This window comes from Mesorhizobium sp. M4B.F.Ca.ET.017.02.2.1 (genome assembly GCF_003998955.1).
Taxonomy (GTDB): domain Bacteria; phylum Pseudomonadota; class Alphaproteobacteria; order Rhizobiales; family Rhizobiaceae; genus Mesorhizobium; species Mesorhizobium abyssinicae.
This window is the reverse complement of sequence record NZ_RZOF01000001.1, coordinates 17,094-34,345: the sequence shown is the minus strand read 5'-3', so window position 1 is coordinate 34,345 and position 17,252 is coordinate 17,094. Positions and strand designations below refer to the sequence as shown.

General features: G+C 59.1%; 12 protein-coding genes. 3 read left to right on the top strand and 9 right to left on the bottom strand.

Annotated features, from left to right (window positions below):
• The first annotated feature begins 382 nt into the window (after positions 1-382).
• Positions 383-2,974, top strand: a complete 2,592-nt coding sequence (locus EN738_RS00130) for a UvrD-helicase domain-containing protein (RefSeq protein ID WP_189605667.1) — start codon at positions 383-385, stop codon at positions 2,972-2,974.
• A 231-nt stretch (positions 2,975-3,205) separates the two neighbouring features.
• Here EN738_RS00130 and EN738_RS00125 read toward each other — a convergent pair whose 3' ends face one another.
• Positions 3,206-5,911 carry an ATP-binding domain-containing protein gene (locus EN738_RS00125; RefSeq protein WP_127281918.1) on the bottom strand — a complete coding sequence of 902 codons (2,706 nt, stop codon included), beginning with the start codon at positions 5,909-5,911 and terminating at the stop codon, positions 3,206-3,208.
• A gap of 357 nt (positions 5,912-6,268) precedes the next feature.
• On the opposite strand from EN738_RS00125, the gene EN738_RS00120 reads away from it, so the two are divergent.
• Complete coding sequence (locus EN738_RS00120; protein ID WP_348629066.1) at positions 6,269-9,634, top strand: TM0106 family RecB-like putative nuclease; 3,366 nt, start codon at positions 6,269-6,271, stop codon at positions 9,632-9,634.
• Positions 9,635-9,802: 168 nt separating this feature from the next.
• Here EN738_RS00120 and EN738_RS00115 read toward each other — a convergent pair whose 3' ends face one another.
• Positions 9,803-10,243 (bottom strand): hypothetical protein, encoded by a 441-nt coding sequence (locus tag EN738_RS00115; RefSeq protein WP_127281916.1) that lies wholly within the window; start codon positions 10,241-10,243, stop codon positions 9,803-9,805.
• Positions 10,240-10,728, bottom strand: coding sequence for a hypothetical protein (locus EN738_RS00110; RefSeq protein WP_127281915.1), 489 nt, complete (start codon positions 10,726-10,728; stop codon positions 10,240-10,242). The genes EN738_RS00115 and EN738_RS00110 overlap by 4 nt, the downstream gene beginning before the upstream one ends.
• Positions 10,729-10,920: 192 nt before the next feature.
• Between EN738_RS00110 and EN738_RS00105 the strand changes: the two genes are divergently transcribed.
• Entirely contained in the window at positions 10,921-11,220 is a 300-nt protein-coding gene (locus EN738_RS00105) for a hypothetical protein (RefSeq protein ID WP_127281914.1), read from the top strand.
• Between the two features lie 735 nt (positions 11,221-11,955).
• Here EN738_RS00105 and EN738_RS00100 read toward each other — a convergent pair.
• The 6 genes from EN738_RS00100 to EN738_RS00075 form a co-directional block, all read right to left on the bottom strand.
• On the bottom strand, positions 11,956-12,246 hold the full coding sequence (locus EN738_RS00100; protein WP_127281913.1) for a hypothetical protein: 291 nt from the start codon (positions 12,244-12,246) through the stop codon (positions 11,956-11,958).
• A 372-nt stretch (positions 12,247-12,618) separates the two neighbouring features.
• Positions 12,619-13,872 (bottom strand): DGQHR domain-containing protein, encoded by a 1,254-nt coding sequence (locus tag EN738_RS00095; RefSeq protein ID WP_127281912.1) that lies wholly within the window; start codon positions 13,870-13,872, stop codon positions 12,619-12,621.
• Positions 13,872-14,378 carry a hypothetical protein gene (locus EN738_RS00090; protein WP_127281911.1) on the bottom strand — a complete coding sequence of 169 codons (507 nt, stop codon included), beginning with the start codon at positions 14,376-14,378 and terminating at the stop codon, positions 13,872-13,874. Before EN738_RS00090 ends, EN738_RS00095 begins: the two co-directional genes overlap by 1 nt.
• Before the next feature lie 51 nt (positions 14,379-14,429).
• Positions 14,430-14,885, bottom strand: coding sequence for a hypothetical protein (locus EN738_RS00085; protein WP_127281910.1), 456 nt, complete (start codon positions 14,883-14,885; stop codon positions 14,430-14,432).
• A 2-nt stretch (positions 14,886-14,887) separates the two neighbouring features.
• Positions 14,888-17,017, bottom strand: coding sequence for an AAA family ATPase (locus EN738_RS00080; protein WP_127281909.1), 2,130 nt, complete (start codon positions 17,015-17,017; stop codon positions 14,888-14,890).
• On the bottom strand, positions 17,014-17,202 hold the full coding sequence (locus EN738_RS00075; protein ID WP_127281908.1) for a hypothetical protein: 189 nt from the start codon (positions 17,200-17,202) through the stop codon (positions 17,014-17,016). Before EN738_RS00075 ends, EN738_RS00080 begins: the two co-directional genes overlap by 4 nt.
• Between the last annotated feature and the right edge of the window lie 50 nt (positions 17,203-17,252).

The following is a 17,252-nucleotide window of genomic DNA, read 5'->3' as shown; positions in this document are numbered from 1 at the left end:
CGAGCTAGGAACATCTGAAACGGCGCCCTTCGTCGGGTTCTCGGACCGCAATGGTGAACCGGTTTCAGGCCCACGATCTTTCTCTAGTACCCAAAATGGCTTGGTCCTATTTCGGCACTTCCGCCTTGTACGACCTTGATTGCTTTGTGGGAGAAAGGCGCGCGACCCCCTTGTCCAGCAATCCGTGACCGCGCCAGCGCCGCCCGGCCGACCGCTTGATGAGCCCGAAGCGAAGAACTGGTTGCGGGCCAGGCCACGAGTCCCCGATGAGACATTCTGAATCAGCAGATGATGTGAAGTCGGCTCTCTATTCTGTTGCACCTTGTATGTAGTTGAGGATATGTCTCGACGGCAGAACTGGCAGAGAGATCTTGGGGGGGACGTGAATATTCAATCGGGCATCGACGATCCTAACGGCGTCATCGGGCAAGTCGCCTACTTCACTACGAAGGAATTCGACAAATCATTGAGCAGCGCTTTTTTTGGGGGTGGACAACAACAAAAGAAAGCAACGAAGGTCAAAGCGATCCTCGGTAGCCTGCGTGATCCGAATCCTTTTATCAGCGTTTCAGTTACCAATCATGGGGAAACCCGCGTCCAGAATGCTGTCAAGTACGATCTTGGCGATGGCTGGCGACTGATCACACAGCAAACGGACAAGACATGCCTTTTCCTTTTTGTCGGAGATCATGAAGATGCCGATAAATGGCTGGACGGGCAGAAGGGGATGAAGCCTGCTGTCAGGGGCCTCAGGGCTGTTCTTCTGCCCGGTTCCGGCAGGCAGGTCGTTCATGCAAATGCATATCGCGCCGATCATCACGACAAGCCTCTTGTCGAGCGACTCGATGTCGACGCGATGGACCACGTTCTGGACGGGCTTCAGCGCAGCATCGCGAGGAAGCTGGAGGCACTAGACGCGCGTTCAAGCACCAGCGATCTTGAAGGATTGGTCGCCGAGATTCCAGACCTGCGGAAAGGCGAACTCGTCCACGCTGTTTTCAACCTGCTTCTCTCAGGCAACTATGAGGGCGCACAGGCTCATGTCGATCTGAGCATGGGCCGCATCGGACTGTTGGGCGACGTCGATGAAGCCGATATGCTCGAGGTGGCCGACGGCGAGGATATTCGACGTCTGCGCATTGGCTCGCCGGAGTACGAGGCCTGGCTGGCATCGTTTGAGAAGCGCTCCAGCTGGCACGAATGGTTCCTGTATCTCCATCCGGAACAGGAGAGGGTCGTGATGGCTGACTATGCTGGCGTCTCCCAGCTCTCCGGAGTTTCAGGATCAGGAAAGACCTGCGTCGCCGTTCGCCGTGCACTTCGTCTGGCAGAGGCGGCGGATTCGAACGTGCTGCTTCTAACGCTTAACCGCAGCCTTGCCGGTCTCCTACGTCAGCTTGTTGACGCTGCTTGCAGCAATAATGCTGCCCGGGGTCGTATTGAGGTCACGTCCTTCTTCGAACTCGCCCAGCGTCTTCTCCATCACTTCGAGCCGCACAACGATCGTCACTATGTAGATGTAACCTGGAAGTCCAATGAACATGTCGACCTTATATTCCGGGAATACTATCGTCAGTGGCTGAACAATGAATCTGCCAGGGTGCTTGTGCCTCTGCACAAGTCGATGACCGCTCGGGGCGTTGGCGGTGAGGCCTATCTTCGGGACGAGTTTGACTGGATTCGTAGTGCCGTCACGCCGCATGCCCGCTCGTCATACCTCGGCCTGGAACGGAAGGGTCGCAAGTTCCCGATCGCGGCTGATCGTCGTTCCGATATCCTTAAGGGTCTGGACGGGTGGGAGCAGAAGATGCGCGACGTAGGTGTCGTCGACTATCTGGGTCTTACCTCGGCTCTGGCGAGGCATCTGGAGCACATCCGGCCGCGTTATACGAATATCCTTGTCGACGAAGCCCAGGATTTCGGCAGCACCGAGCTTCAGATTGTCAGAAGGCTCGTCGAGAAAGGGCCGAATGACATCTTTCTTTGCGGCGATATCGCACAGACCATTCTGCCAAAGCACCGGTCCCTGCCGGATTTAGGCCTGGTCGGCATTACGCGTGAGCGAATTAAGAAGAATTACCGAAACAGTCGGGAAATTCTGAAAGCCGCCTACGAGGTGCTGAGCAATAATCTTAATGATGAAATGCTCGACAGCGAGGATCTGGAGATACTTGATCCACAGTTCGCAAATTTCAGTGGCCCCGTGCCAATGGCTCTGGCGGCAGATACGCTGGAGCAGGAGGTCGCCTACGCACGTGCATACGCCGCCACGGCACTCCAGAGTTATGCCAAAACGGCTTGTATTGCATTTGCAGGATTCTCGAGCCGGGACGTCAAGGGTTTTGCAGAGAAGTGCGGTGTCACCTCGCTCGACGGTGCATATGATCCTAGTTCTGATCGCTTGGTATTTTGCGATCTTGAGCAGACCAAGGGCTACGAGTTCGATTCTCTCATTATCCTGAACTGCAGAAAGGGTGTCCTCCCGCCACACGATGTTCCGGAAGAAGAAGCTTATCGGGCTTCCTGCAAGCTGTACGTGGCCATGACGCGAGCAAGGCGGGAACTGATCCTGTCGTTCAATGGCGAGGCCAGTCCATGGATCGCGGAGGTGAGGGACACCATCGGAACAGCTCTGTGGAGCGAGTTCGAGATTTTGGATCCGGCTCTCCTGCAGGGACTCCCTGAACTTCTTCCCGAGATAGAGCCGGACAAGGAAATTGATGATGTCGGGAAGCTGACGGGCCTGCAGTTCCTTTATACGGCAAAGGGATTGGGACTATCGCTGGAGGCGCAGGACAAACTGATCGACCTTGTAGATGGTCGTGGCTTGCGTGCCGCAGGCGGCCTTCGACGGTTGAGATGGCAAAACATGCGATCACTGGTCACGGATTTGAATGAAAGCCGGCTTCATGATTTGCAGTTTGGCCCGAATGTGGCAGCCGAACTCCGACAACTCGGAAGCCTCCTACCTTGAGCGTGAGTCTGAAGGCCGTCTCTTCCGCGACGCTCAACCCCGGACAGGATGAAATGGAGCGCCACGCCTTCTCGCTTATCGCGCGTGGTCAGTATTCGGGTTTGGATGACGGCCCTTTCTTTCCGGGTAATCTGTTGTTCCGTCGGAAACGTCCTAACAGTCAGGTCCCATTCCGTGTCCGCTCGTGGTACCGACTCCGTCAGGCGATCCAATGCGTCCTGCCTCCAAATTCTAAAGCCATTGCTTGCCAAACCGTCCCTCGAGTGTAGCCAATTTGGTCGGAAGATGGTCATCTCCGGTGGTCAGACCGAGATACATCGCGGCCCGCGTCGCTCCTACATAAAGGTACTTTTCGAACAGATCGGGTTGGCGCTGCGCGAGCCGGTCGATGCCCAGGAAAAAGACCGCCTCAAATTCCAAACCCTTGATGTGACGCACGTCGAACACGCGTACATCGTTCTCCTGCCCGGCCATTTCGCCGAATGGACAAGGAACAGCGCGAATGTTGCTTGACGCAAGCGCATCGTTCAGCGCCGCAGCCATCGGGATAACCTCCTCTTCATCGCTGACCAGGATTGCGATGCTCGGCACTTGACCGCTCAGGCGTTCAAGCTCGACTATTCGGTCCTTCAGCCAAGACGCGCAGGCGAGGCGATCCCCCAGTCTGACGCCCAGAACAGGATCGAATCCGTCATTGTTGACCCGCTGCGGCAACTGCGCCTCAGGGACATCGGGCGATGAAAGCTGCGCAATGGCCCGCGCCAACTCATTCAACTGCCGGCTGTGGCGATAAGTGATGTTGACGGAACGAACCTCGAAATCTGGGAAGACCCACTTCAGGTCGTCATCCGAACGGCTTCCCCATTCCGTGATGCGCTGATTGAAATCGCCACAGGCGACAAAGGAACGGGCCGCCGGATCGCACAATGCCGCCATGCAGGCAAGTTGCACCGGCGAGAAATCTGTCGCTTCATCCACTAGGATTTGCGTGCGGTTCAGCGACAGGACGGGCGCCAACGCGGCATGGCGGCCCTGGGCGTGCCCGCGTGCAATCCGCCGATCCGCAAGCAATGTGCGGGCGGAGTTGAGGATGGCCAGCAAAATTAGATCGACCTCCAGCGGGTGCAGGTCGGTCGCCGCAATCGGATCACGGCGATACCAGCGGCCTTCTGTCTGACGTTCGCGACGAAAGCGTCGATACCGTGCGCCGACCCCGTCAACAAGACGCCGTTCGGTATTCAGGAAACGCCGCGCTGCCGTTTGCAGAAGGAGATCGGTCCCGATTGTGCGCAAAGCGTCCTGCGTCAGGCTACGGTCGCCAAACCAATCGGCAAGTCGGCCGTTTCGCGATTGCTTTCCGAGCGATCGTCCACTGGCCGCTGCGCGCGCTTTGGCACGCAAGGCGCGGTACAATGCTTCCACAGCAGCTTCGCGGCCAAGCTTGATCTGGCGGGTCTCTTCTTCATCCTCCTCGTCGGGATCTTCGTTATCATCGCTTTCTGTCAGCGTTCCGACGAACGCTACAAGTGTATCAAGAAAACCAGCATCTGCCCTCAGCGCCTGCCTGGCGGCAGCGTTTAGCGCCTCGTCGGTTTTCCTCTTCAATCCGCCGATCAGTGCCTGAAGCTCGTCCGCCATGGCCGCCATGGAAATCAACGCGCCCGGATGGGGGCCATAAACGGACGAGGGAAGTGCTTCCCGGAGACGCGCGCCAAGACGCTTTACATCTGCCGAGCCCTCGACGGCCAGAATGTCGGCGTTCGTTTTCAGCTCCCTCCAAAACAGGCCAAGCTGCCAAGCCTCAAAATCCTCGAACCACGCCCGCTGCTCCGCTACTGTCTCCGGCAACAGCGAAGGCAACGCATCCTTCATCACGAACGAGCCGGCCCCGGCAGCGGAGCGCAAGACACCGAAGCGGTTCCGGGCAAGCTCGCGCCGGTAGTCGTCCCAAGTCTGAATACGCTCATCAGGTGCCGGGATAAGTTCCTTCGCGAAGGCTTCCTTCACATATCGCCGCAACAACGTCGTTGGGGTGAACATCAGCCAGCTCGTCTCGTGTTGGGCTTCGCCCGACGTTGTCGCGCCGATCACATCCCGCTCTTCCTCAGGAAGGCTTTCCAAATCGATCTTCTGTCCAAGACGCTTGATAAGCGTGGTCGTTTTCCCAGTGCCGGGCGGCCCAAGGATCACGAGGCGCGTATCCAGGGGGAGACGGAATATCTCATCCTGATACTCGTCTAGAACCTTAAGGTCGCGGAGCGCCATCCTGGTAATGACATCGCGTTTGCGACCCTCAAAAACGACTGCCGCAGCCCTGTCGCTCGCCAATGCGGCCTCAAGGATATCAAGCTCTTCTTCGGCGACATCCAGGCCCCGTAGCAACTCGCGAAGCGAGACGACCGTAAACGCCGCAAAATCCTCGCCTTCAACGAAGGTGTTGAGCGAGTCCCAGATACCGCCCACCTCCTTGGCGTACAGCGTTGACTTCTCAAGCACCGTGAATGTTTGAGATCCGGGACCTAGGATGCTTCCTCCGATGGGAAGTGCAGCGATTCGACCAAAGGGGAGATGGTAGCCGACAGCAATGCTTCCGTCCGAAGGCGTCCGATGCGGGACCGCCCGGGAAACAAAGACGGACCTGCGCGCGCCGTCTTCGTCCTGCGCCACCACACGGGAAAAAGCTGGCTCTGCCAACAACGCAACAAGCGCGCGCCGCAGTTGATCAGAGTTCTGGCTCACGCGGCGAACCGCAGGGCCATCTGTAAAGGCGTTTAGTGAAGCCAAGGCGTTGGCCGGTGACGGACTGCCCTCAGCAAGTTTCTCCCGAACCCGGTCTGCCGTCTCCTCAAAGTGCCGCAGCGTATGTTCTGCAATCGGCACAGCGCGTTCCGCCTGGCTGGGGGGCGTCACCACGGAAACCGTCTTTTTCTTGTGCAAGATCTTGCGTCCTTCTCCAATCGGTCTTCCTTCCCGGACTTAAAGCATCTTAGACAAATATTCCCCGGAGATTGAAGGTATTTTAGGAGTGCAAGCCTTGGCGGTATTGCATCGGCTTTGCGGACTAGGCTGTCGTGAACAGAGGCCGCTTCGCGGTCTTCGCTGGCAGTATCTTCCTAGACGCGATGCTCAGCCCAGAATCGCCGGCCGGGGAACGGTGCGGCGATCGCGGCAAACGGCGGAAGGCAATACCGCAGACCGACGCCGTCGGCACAAGGCGGCGATATCAACCGAATTGGCGGCCGTCACCAATCTGCGTAGACTTTGTTTATGCTGAGAATTAGGTCCGAATTACAGTTGAGCGCATCCGACCTGGTCGGCTACTTGAACTGCGGCCACCTGACGGCGCTTGATCTCCAGGTAGCGGATGGCGCGCTTGAGAAGCCGAAGATCTGGGACCCGCTGCTTGAGATCCTGCAGCACCGCGGGGCCGCGCACGAGGCGGCCTATGTCGATCACCTGCGCGCGTCCGGCCTTATGGTCACGGTCATCGAAGGCAAGGGCATCGGTGATCGCTCAGTGGCCACCACCATCGAGGCGATGCGCGCCGGCGCGCAGATCGTAGTGCAGGCGGCGCTGCGCGTGCCGCCCTTCACGGGCCGGGCCGACATCCTCCGGCGCGTCGAGACGCCAAGCGATCTCGGCGCCTGGTCCTATGAAGTCATCGACACCAAGCTCGCCCGCGAAACCAAGGGCGGAACGGTGCTGCAGCTCTGCCTCTATTCTGACCTCGTCGGGCAGGTGCAGGGCCTCGTGCCAGAATACGCCTACGTTGTCGCGCCCCTTACCGGCTTCGAGCCGGAGGCCTTTCGGGTCCGCGACTATGCCGCCTACTACCGCAATGTCCGGAAACGCTTCGTCGCGTCCTTGAACGGAAACGACGGCACCTATCCGGAGCCGGTCGCTCATTGCGATATCTGCCGCTGGCGCGGCCGATGCGACGACCAGCGCCACCAGGACGATCACCTCTCCCTTGTGGCCGGGATCACGGCCGCGCAGCGCGGCGAGCTCGCCAGCCACGACGTGCCCACCATGGCTGCGCTGGCCGCGCTCCCCCTTCCGCTGCCTTGGAAGCCGGAGCGCGGCGCCGCTTCGTCCTACAATCGCATCCGGGAGCAGGCCCGGATCCAGGTCGAGGGTCGCGCGGCCGGGCAGTTGCTGCATGAAGCGCTGCCGATCGAACCGGGCTTTGGCCTGTGCCTCCTGCCGGAACCGGACGACGGCGACATCTTCTTCGATCTCGAGGGCGACCCCTTCGTCGGCGATGGTGGCCTCGAATATCTCTTCGGCTATGCCTTCAAGCACCCAGCGGGCGTGCTCACTTACGTCGCTGACTGGTGTCTTACGCCGGCCGATGAAAAGGCAGCGTTTGAGCGCTTCGTCGATTTCGTGATCGAGCGACGAGCGCACCATCCCGGCATGCACATTTATCACTACGCGGCCTATGAGGTGGGCGCGCTCAAACGCCTGATGGGGCGCTACGCCACGCGTGAGGAAGAGATCGACACTCTGCTGCGCGGCCAGGTCCTGGTCGATCTCTACGCGGTGGCTCGCCACGCTATCCGCGCCAGCGTCGAGAGCTATTCCATCAAGAAGCTGGAGCCGCTCTACGAATTCGCACGCGCGGTCTCGCTGTCCGATGCCAACTACTCCTTGAGCAGGGTCCAGGCCCGCCTGGAGCTCGGGGATGCAGGCGGCATCAATGCGGAAGATCGGGCCGTCGTTACGGGCTACAACCAAGATGACTGTGTCTCGACGGAGCGGCTTCGGGACTGGCTGGAGGGCCTGCGGACTGGGGCGGTCGCCTCAGGCGTGGAGATTCCCCGGCCGGCTCCGCCTGGACAGGATGCTCCGCCGGATATTACAGCCTGGCAGGCGCGGATCGATGCAGTCGTGGCCAAATTGATCGATGGCATTCCGGTGGACGCCGCGGAGCGTAGCGCAGAGCAGCAGGCGCTCTACGTGCTGGCGAACGTGCTCGACTGGCATCGCCGGGAAGAGAAGGCGAGCTGGTGGGAATATTTCCGGCTGGCGGCGCTGTCTGCGGACGAGCTGGAGGACGAGCGGGCAGGCATCGCCGGCCTCGAGTTCGTGGATACCGTGGGGGGCACCGCCAAGGTCCCTATCCACCGCTATCGATTTCCCCCGCAGGACGCGGAGTTTCGCGGCGGGGAGGATTTGCGCAGCGTCGGCGGCGAGCGCTTCGGCAAGGTCGAGGGCGTCGACCTGGAACATCGCTTCATCGACATCAAGAAGCGGGGCGACACTGCCGGTGTTCACCCCGAAGCGATCTTCGCCCATACCTACATCGACACGGCTGTCCTGGCCGAATCCCTGGTGCAGATCGGGGAGTACGTGGCCGATCATGGCATTGGCGGTCCCGGTGCCTACAAGGCGGCGCGCGATCTGCTGCTGCGGCGGCCGCCCGATGCCGGCGGCGCGGCGCTGCGCCAGCCGGGCGAGAGCCCGGTCGATGCGGCCTGCCGCCTCGTCCCTGCATTGCAGGGCGTGCTCGCCATCCAGGGACCGCCTGGCGCGGGCAAGACCCATGCCGGCGCCTACGCGATCCTTGCGCTCGTCAGGGCCGGCCTTCGCGTCGGAGTGACTGCCAACAGCCACAAGGTCATTCGCAACCTGCTCGCGAAGGCCGCCGAGGAAGCAGCGAAGGAAGACTTCGACCTGCAGTGCCTGCACAAGGTCACGGATGCGGAAGACAATGTCCCGCACCTCACCTTCACGACGAAGAACCCCGAGGCCCTCGGCGCCTTTGCGAGCGGCTACCACGTCCTCGGCGGCACGGGGTTCCTGTGGGCCCGGCCCGATGCAGCCCGCCTCGTCGACGTGCTGTTCGTGGACGAGGCCGCGCAGATGTCGCTCGCCAACGTGCTTGCCATATCGCCGGCCGCATCCAGCCTTGTCCTGCTTGGCGATCCCCGGCAGCTTGAGCAGCCAATGCAGGGCTCGCACCCCGAGGGGACGGAGGTCTCGGCCCTCGACCACCTTCTCGGCGGACGGCAGACCATCGCCGAGGACGAGGGCCTGTTCCTCGACCAGACCTGGCGCCTCCACCCCGATATCTGCCGGTTCACCTCCGAGCTGTTCTACGAAAGCCGCCTCCTTCCCCGTCCCGGTCTAGAGAACCAGGCCATCCTGACGGACGGCCCGCTTGGCGGGAGCGGCCTGCGCTATGTCGCGGTGCAGCACAGCGGCAACCAGAATTCCAGCCCGGAGGAGGCCGACTGTATTCGCAATATTGTGACCGGGATCCTCGCTTCGGGCGCACGTTGGCGCGACCGCGAGGGTAATGAGGCGCCGCTTACCCCGAACGACATCCTGGTTATCGCGCCCTACAACGCGCAGGTCTTTGAAATCCAGGCGCGCCTCCCCGGCGCGAGGGTCGGGACGGTTGACAAGTTCCAGGGGCAGGAGGCGCCCGTCGTGATCTATTCCATCACGACCTCCAGCCATGCAGACGCCCCGCGTGGCATGGAGTTCCTCTACAGCGCGAATCGGCTCAACGTGGCCACCTCCCGCGCCAAGGCACTGTGCATCCTCGTGGCCAACCCGGATGTGTTCGAGCCGGAATGCCGGACGCCGCGCCAGATGCAGCTCGCCAACGGCTTCTGCCGCTACCTGGAAATGGCCGATGTGGTCGATCCATAGCCGTCCCGCAAGCGCGCAGCCACGGCCGTTGAACGGTAGCGACGAGGAAGAGTGCCCGTGCGCGCGACGCCGCACATGCCAAGGCGGCTCGGATGACGATCATGGCCGGGACGTTGCAGGCGCACCCTGCCATCGTCGTGACGGATAGAATGGAGGCGGGCCGGCGCGCTAGGCCATCGTGGCTCCCATGCCCCAGCTCCGCACAGGCCAGGAACCTTCCCTTGCCTCGTCCACGGTGAAATAGAAGTCCTTGAATCGCCGCGCTTCGATGAGTGGCAGCATGTCTGAAAACTGCGCCCTGGTGACCTGGAGGGAGAGGCTCAGCGACGGCAGGCGATCGGCCGGGAAGAGCGTGCCCGCGTCAGGGAAATCCGTCTTCAAGGGGGTGGGCGCCATGATCATGACAATGCCCGGCCAGCGGAACGCCGCGTCCGGCATGATGAGAGTGGCTGGGAGTATGACATAGGTGAACTCGACCGACTGGCGGGGCGGGCCTGGCTGGACCACCTGGCCGAAGTTGACACTGGCCGGGGCTACGATCTCGCCGCGCCACTCGCCCGCCACGATCGGCGGCAGCCTGAGACGGTCGCCCTTCTTGCGGACGGTCATCCGGTAGGCGTGGCGCCAGCAAGCGTGGCAATATCGATATCCGCTGCCTCCAGCCTGCGCCTGGCCGCCGCGACGACCTCCGCGTCAAACTGTGGCGCGTGCCGCAGGACAATGGCTTCGCCGGTCAGCTCCGGCATGTTCCGCTCCAGCAGCATGTCAAAGCCGTCGGTGCTCTTGGCGCTCATGGCCCAGTCTTGAAGCGTCTGGACCACTCCCGCCCTTGCGACTTTCTGCCTTGTGCGCGCGAGCCGGGTCGTCTTTCCCCGCTCTTCGGACAGGACATGCTCGAAGGCATGTATCGTCTGCCAGAAATCATGCTCCACGGTTCCCGGCTTCTCTTTGGGCAGGACCGAAACCAACTTGCGGAAAGCTGCGTCGGCGACGCCCGGCTCACCCTTGTCCCGCGCGTTCCTGATCCAAGATCTCAGTTTTTCGGGATCGTTGCAGTTCTCGATCAGTCCCAGGATCTTCGCCACGTCGCTCATGCGGTCCTCCCTTTAGCCCCTGACCCGCACACCTTTTTGCCTACCGCAGTGACTGCGAGGGATCCGGGGTAGCTTGCAAGACGCGATCCGGCAAGATCAAGTGGCCCGGCTTATAATATGCCCGTGGGCATACGGCTTTGATCGACCATGCGTTTGAACATATATGCTTACAGGAAAGCACGGGAATGCGGTATGCGCAAAGCGAGCCTGGCACTTGAAGCGTTCATTGACGAAACGATCCAAAAAGGGCGGGAGAAACGATACATCCCGACAGTCTTCATAGGGATGCGTCAACAGCTAGGCACTATCCCTACTATATCGAGGCTCGTCCGAAGCGGCGACATCCAGAGCGGCTTCAAACGCCTTCACAAGCTCAACCTGCTTGATTGGACGATTGAGGCAGCCGTCGAGAAGTTCCCTGATGAGTTTACTGGCGATGATCTCGAATGCGCCGCGTTCCGACTGCGTGAGGCGCGAAAGGAAGATCGTTGAATGCCTACCGGGCGGACTAGAGGCCAGAGGCGTCGGCCTGAAGCGTCTCCGGAACCGCGACCTTCCTTGTGTTCACACCGGAGGCGTCACATACCAACCTCTATCATTCCAGACGGCAGCGAAACGAGCCTGCTCTGGCCCCCAACACACAGCACGAGCACGACCGCGTATCTGTCGTGCTTTCCAACCCCTGAGATGGCAGCGCAGCAGTTGCCGGTACGCAAAAGCGTGAGCTTGTGACGGCACCCGGAGCAGGACGACCCAAGAGTGCGGGCCTGTCGCGTGGAAATTTGCAAGCTGCCACGCAATTGAGGGGAGCCTCAAGGGCGCAACACCTCATCGATTTCTTCCAGGCAAACTCGGCGCTGCGGTGGCCAATCCTAGCGCACGTCGCTGATCAGCCGCCGGATTAGAGGTGGAACTTCGCGCGATTTCGGCCGGTCAGCTGCCATCCTGAGGCAAGAACATGCGGACCGCCGCGGACGGGGACAGTCGGTCCCGCGTCCCGTCCTGCGGCCGGCGCCATGCTGACGCTCCTACGGCTGTCCTGTTCACCGTCCGCGGCGGAGGCGAATTTCCTCCGTCCTACGCACGGCATTCGTCAACCGTTGCGGACGCGCGCAGGATTGCGGTTTATACGCCGTTCTTGCTAGGAGCGCCGATGGTCGCCGGCGCAGAGATCAACGAGGCAGGAACGCGTCATTTGGAAACAGAACCAGGGCGCCGTCATCGCAACTATGCGCTCCCTTCGGTTTCGCTCTCCTCGTCGATGGTATGTACCGGGAGACAGGCGTTCGCCTCCAGCCAATCGCGCAATACAATCTGTATGAGGTCGGATCGGCCCAGCTTCATCTCGGCAGCCATGGCGTCAAGTGCATCCTCAGTCGCCGCCTCGAGGGGCACGCCGGCAACATTCCTGAGCATCAACGCCGCGCGGCGAAGAATGATCTGCAGATCCGGCCGCGACATGCCTGCTATGCGATCCGCCGCGCTTTCAAGCTCTTCTGCAAAGGACAGGCGGGTCATTGTTGGCTGCGGCGCCGTTCTCTGCGCCTCTTCGCTTTTTCCAATTCAGTTGCGATGTAGGCGGCGGAGTGCTCAATCGCTCGTCTCGTGCTCTCACGCTGCCCTGCTAACTCCACTTGCAGGTAGTATGCCTCAGTAATGCAGCCTGAAGCGGCCGTCGAAAGCGGTTTCCATTCCTCCGCACCGGCGGACGGCTTTTGAGCCCACCGCACTTTTGCTAGCGCCAGCACAAATCCAAGAGGCGAATGTCGCATCTTGCCAGGATTGCGGAAACCGTATGCAAGCGCAAGCGGTGCTGGGACGCCAAGGGGGATGGTTCTCTCGCAGGAGGCTGGCCAATTGAGCGAAGAGACCAATAGGATCCCAGAACTGTCAAATCACCTTGGACGGCAGCTGAACGCTCTCATCAGCCGCGTCGTGCCCCAACAGCTCGCGATATTCTCTCACGAGTTGCTTCCCGACTGGCAGCCCAACCATGTACTTCAAAATGTCACGCGCGACGCGCTTCCCACGGGCCACAATAATGCGCTTTGTAGGCTCCCAAATAACTCCAACATAAGGAGCGCCTGCAAGGTCTACCGGCAGTCCCTTCATGATGGTGAACGCTTCCTCGAACGTAATTTTCTTTTTCGTTACGAGGTCAATTGCGACCCTGGTCATCATTTCGAGTCCGATCGGTCGAAATAGCAGATGACCACCATGGTTACCGCGTTGCTTCTTGGTGACTGCTTCTGGATCGGTGGTGTCGAAAAGGGATTTCACCGCAGGATAAGCGGTTGCGAGCTGATTGAAGAACTCCATTGCGTAGGCGTAGTGTTTATCGAGCCGTTCGTCGGAGGGCCTATTAAACCGGAGCCGCTCGTCCGACGCCTTGCCGACCTCAAGCTGGAATATCAAGCGAAGGACGTCATAAAGATTGGCAATCGTCGTGAGCGACTCGAAATTGGTTGGCGGTATGTTGGCGCTCGAAATCACCGCAATCTTGGGATTCATGAAGCGCGGATCGGTCTCAACCATCCTGCGAGCCACGATCGCCATAACGTCGTCCTCGTCGAGGGCGATGATCTCGTTTTTCAAGACCGGGACGGCAGTCTTATTCAGCGTGGTAAATAGACGGCGAGTTCGAACCATTCCTTCCTTACCAGGCTTGTGACCGACCATTATTATCGGCAGTTGCTGGTCACTAAGGTCAACCTTCTCTTCTATTGCTTTCTTGATACCCGCAAGCCGATGTTGTCCGTCGACGGCGAAGATTTTTTCCGAGCCTGTCAAATTTAGGAAGCCGACGTTGTCCATGGCACTCTGATTTACGTTCTTGACCAGCTCGGGGTAAGCCTCGGACTTGAAGTCGCCAAGCTCTAACCATTTTGGCTTGCCTCCATAAGTCGCCAGAACCAACGAGTTGAAGAAACGTTCGTCGTTATTGGCTAGGTACGCGGCAATGTGTTTCGCTCTAGTGCCTTGAAGAGTGCGCTGAATGAGGTCTGACAAGGCCTTGTTTTGGTGAATTTCTGTCGCAAACTTAACGCGCGCGGCGATCTCTGGGACTGGTATGAGGCAAGAATAGTAAACCCAGTCGCCGAAATAGCCTCTCAGTGCGGGGAGGATGAGGGGTTTGGTAGCCATCAGAATGCTGCCGCCTTCGCGTTCGTGATCGTCGCGCCGAGATCGCGCTTGTTCATAGGAGGATTGACTGCGTCCAGAAAGGCATTCTCCAGTTTCGACAGATCAACCGCCTTGTTGGAAAATGTGGCGAAGTTGAAAAAGAGATCATCTTTCCAATTCGATAGCATATAGGTAATAGCGGGGCGTCCCCTCTGGGTGTTGTGTTGTCGGAGATATTGAGTGTAGCGGCTCCTCAACGTCGCATTTGAGACGTCACCAGTGATCCCCATATACAGAATATAGCCATGTGAAGGCAGCTTTCCGGGCGACAATTCGGCGGTAAACACGTAAACTCCACGTTCGTTCGGGATGCTTGGTCGAGTAGCCTCGCCGAACCGCTCCTTCTTCCATTCAAGTTTGTAACGCGTGCTGAATCTCCTCCACCGCCGAAAGTCGAGGAAAAAATGCTGCATTTCGCCTTTCAGCCATTTTGTTTGGCTAACAAGGTCAACAGGGCTTTTAGCCACGATCCCTCCCGCACCGAAGCCATTGTCTGGTCCGAATATTTCAAGGTCCGTCTAATTGTCGAGCAGGTCTATCAGAGCGTCGCAGAGGCCAAAGGCCTCGTCGTCGAGATGCTCTTCAAGGATTTCGACTAGGTGCGGCATGCCGGCAAATGCAAGGCTGTTTGCGATCCGCATCATGGCCCTACCGTCCGTCACGATCGTCGGGTCGCCGGTCTCTCCAATGGCGATCAGCTTCAGTGCGTGTATCCGCCATTCAGGCGAGGAAACTGCCGCGCCTTCAGCGGCTTTGTAAGTGGCCATACCCGTAAGATCGACTGCCTTCAGTTTCTTCTTCACCGCCACGCCGATCGCGAGGAACCAGAAGTCAACCATACGAGGAAAGGGCTTTCGATCCAGCTCATCAACTGAGCTTGCACCTGTCGATTGAGAGTACCTCTGGAAGAACTCCTGAAACTCATTCGGTGCGTTGATTTCCGCATTCAAAAATGGGTTGCTTATGGCGCTCATGATCAAGCGGGTTCCATTTCTGGGGTTTCGGCGGCTACGTCCATTCGACGGGCGCAGATTTCGCACTCCTCGTCGTACGAGCAATCACACTTCACGATCTGTCTTGTGTTAGACACTGGCGGATGCATAAGCATGGTGGGGTAGTGAGCAGGGTTGGTGAGCGTCACCACTGCGCCTGCATACTGCTTAAGGATCGATTCCGTACCGGCGATTTCGGATCGCGTGAGGAAAAGGACTAACTGCGCACTATGTTGGATTGCGGCTCGCAACACGGATGCTTTGACGTAGCCGCTCATCATGCCCAAGGGCGTATCGATGATGTTGGGTGCCTCGACCTCACTTACCTGTGTGAGGGCAAGGATGAACGCCAAGGTCAGTGCGCGCCTCGATGCACCATTGAGGTCTCTGTCGGGGTTTAGCTCTCGATCATCCGGCCCCAGCACAATAATGTCGAATGCGGGGCTGATAGCCGCTTGGCGGATAATGGCACCCTGATCTGGGTCCGCACCGATCATCTCCAGAAAGATATCGTTCATCAGGCCGCTAACCCGCTGCAGCTCGTCAGATTTGAGCCGTGCTAACGCACGATCAAAAACGATCCAGAGATCTTGCGAGACGATGAGCTCTCCGCGAAGCCGGTCGCCCTTCTGCCCCTCTTTCAAACCCTTGTCCCGATCCTGCTCGGCGTCGCTTTTCTCGACCTTGGCCCGCTCGAGCTTAACGCGAGCGCGGGAGGCAATCTCGCCTTGCTCATCGGCGGCACGGCGAGCGGTTTTGCGATCGGTCTGAAGCGATTGAACATCGACGTCGGGGATGGAGGCCATTTTAGCTTCAATTTGTGCCTCGCGGCCGTTCAACTGAGCAATGCTAGCCGCCACGCCCTTCCGATTGTCCAAGTGAGCGATGTAGCGCGACTTCCAACCGTTTTTAGGCAGGGGCTCCATCAGAGTCTTCGCGCCAAAGTAGAGTTCTGTGATGAGCATTTTCGCCGCATCGGCGCTCCTACTCTGCTCGACGAGGTCTTCGATATGCTTGCGACGGCGTTCCGCATCATTGTCATGCGACGAAAGTGGCTCGCCGCATATGCAAGTGCCTTCCTTAAGGCGTTCCAGGAGGACCGGTATGGCTTGATTCGGGATGTCGCCCTGTTCCCGCAATTTATCGAGTTGCGCTGTCGCCAACTCGATGTGTCCGGCCAGGAGTTGTCGCGCGAGGAGTTGGTCCTTGATCAATTCTCCGAGATCCCGTGCCAGCGACAATTCCTGCTGTTTCTCGCGCTTCAGCTGTATCTGTACGTTGTGCAGTTCCTCGACTAGCTCCGACCTATTCCCTGCGCGAAGAGCGTTCTCGATCTGCCGGGTCAACTTCTCGAAATACTCCTCGGCTCGCCCCTGCTCATCAGTCGCTTTAGCAATTGTCGCTTCGTAACCTGCAATCTCCTCATCGAGCTCCTCGATACGCTTGGAAGCCTTTCGGACACGTTCGCTGGCGTTTGTCTCCTTCACCTGTTTATTGATGTCGGCGCCAGCGGCCTTCACATGCTTGCCGGCTTCCTCCACCACCGACAGCCCTAGTAGGGCCTTGATGGCGTTCTCGACGCGCTTTCTCTTGATAGTCATGCTGTCGGCTTCGATGAAGCTCAGGGCGCGATCTCCGTCTGTGAAGAAAATCTCTCGAAGCTCAGGTGGCAATTCGGTCCTAAGCCTGTTGTCAGGGTGGTTTTCCTTCTTGGTCCCGCCGGCGCCGGTAAGCTCATACATTTCCAACACGGAGTCGCTGCGCGTCCATTTGGTTTGGTCGAGAGTTTCGACGGCGCGTCGAATTACACGATAGCGTCGCTGCTCCGGAGCGAAGCCCGCACGCTTGGTGATCGTGACCTCGAAGTCGACATGGACTTCGATGGAGCAGTTGCGTGCGGACCAGTCGATCGGCCCCAACCGATAACTCTTGGCATCCCCTGGAAGGGCCTCGTCGCCAAAGAACGCCCACTGCATCGCCGTCAAAATCGTGGTCTTGCCGGTCTCGTTTTCGGCGCGGATCACTGTCAGGTTCTTGTCGGGCCGAGTTGAGAACTCAAGCTCGAGGTCTCTGAGTAGTCGAAAATTCTCGAAACGTGCACGCAGAAGCTTCATTTGGCTTCTCCTGACTGCTGTGCCAATTTTTCGGCGAGTTCATTGCCCAGATTGTTAATCTGATCGGCGATGTCCTTGCGGACGTTTCGATGCACAAAACGGTGCTTCCGTTCGATGCTGACGATCTCGGCAACCAAGGTTCGCAGTTCTTCCCGGTATCCCGAGAACCGCTCTTCGACCTTCATCGCCTCTTCTAAGATGATATCGATTACCCGCTTCGAATCCAAATTTCCCC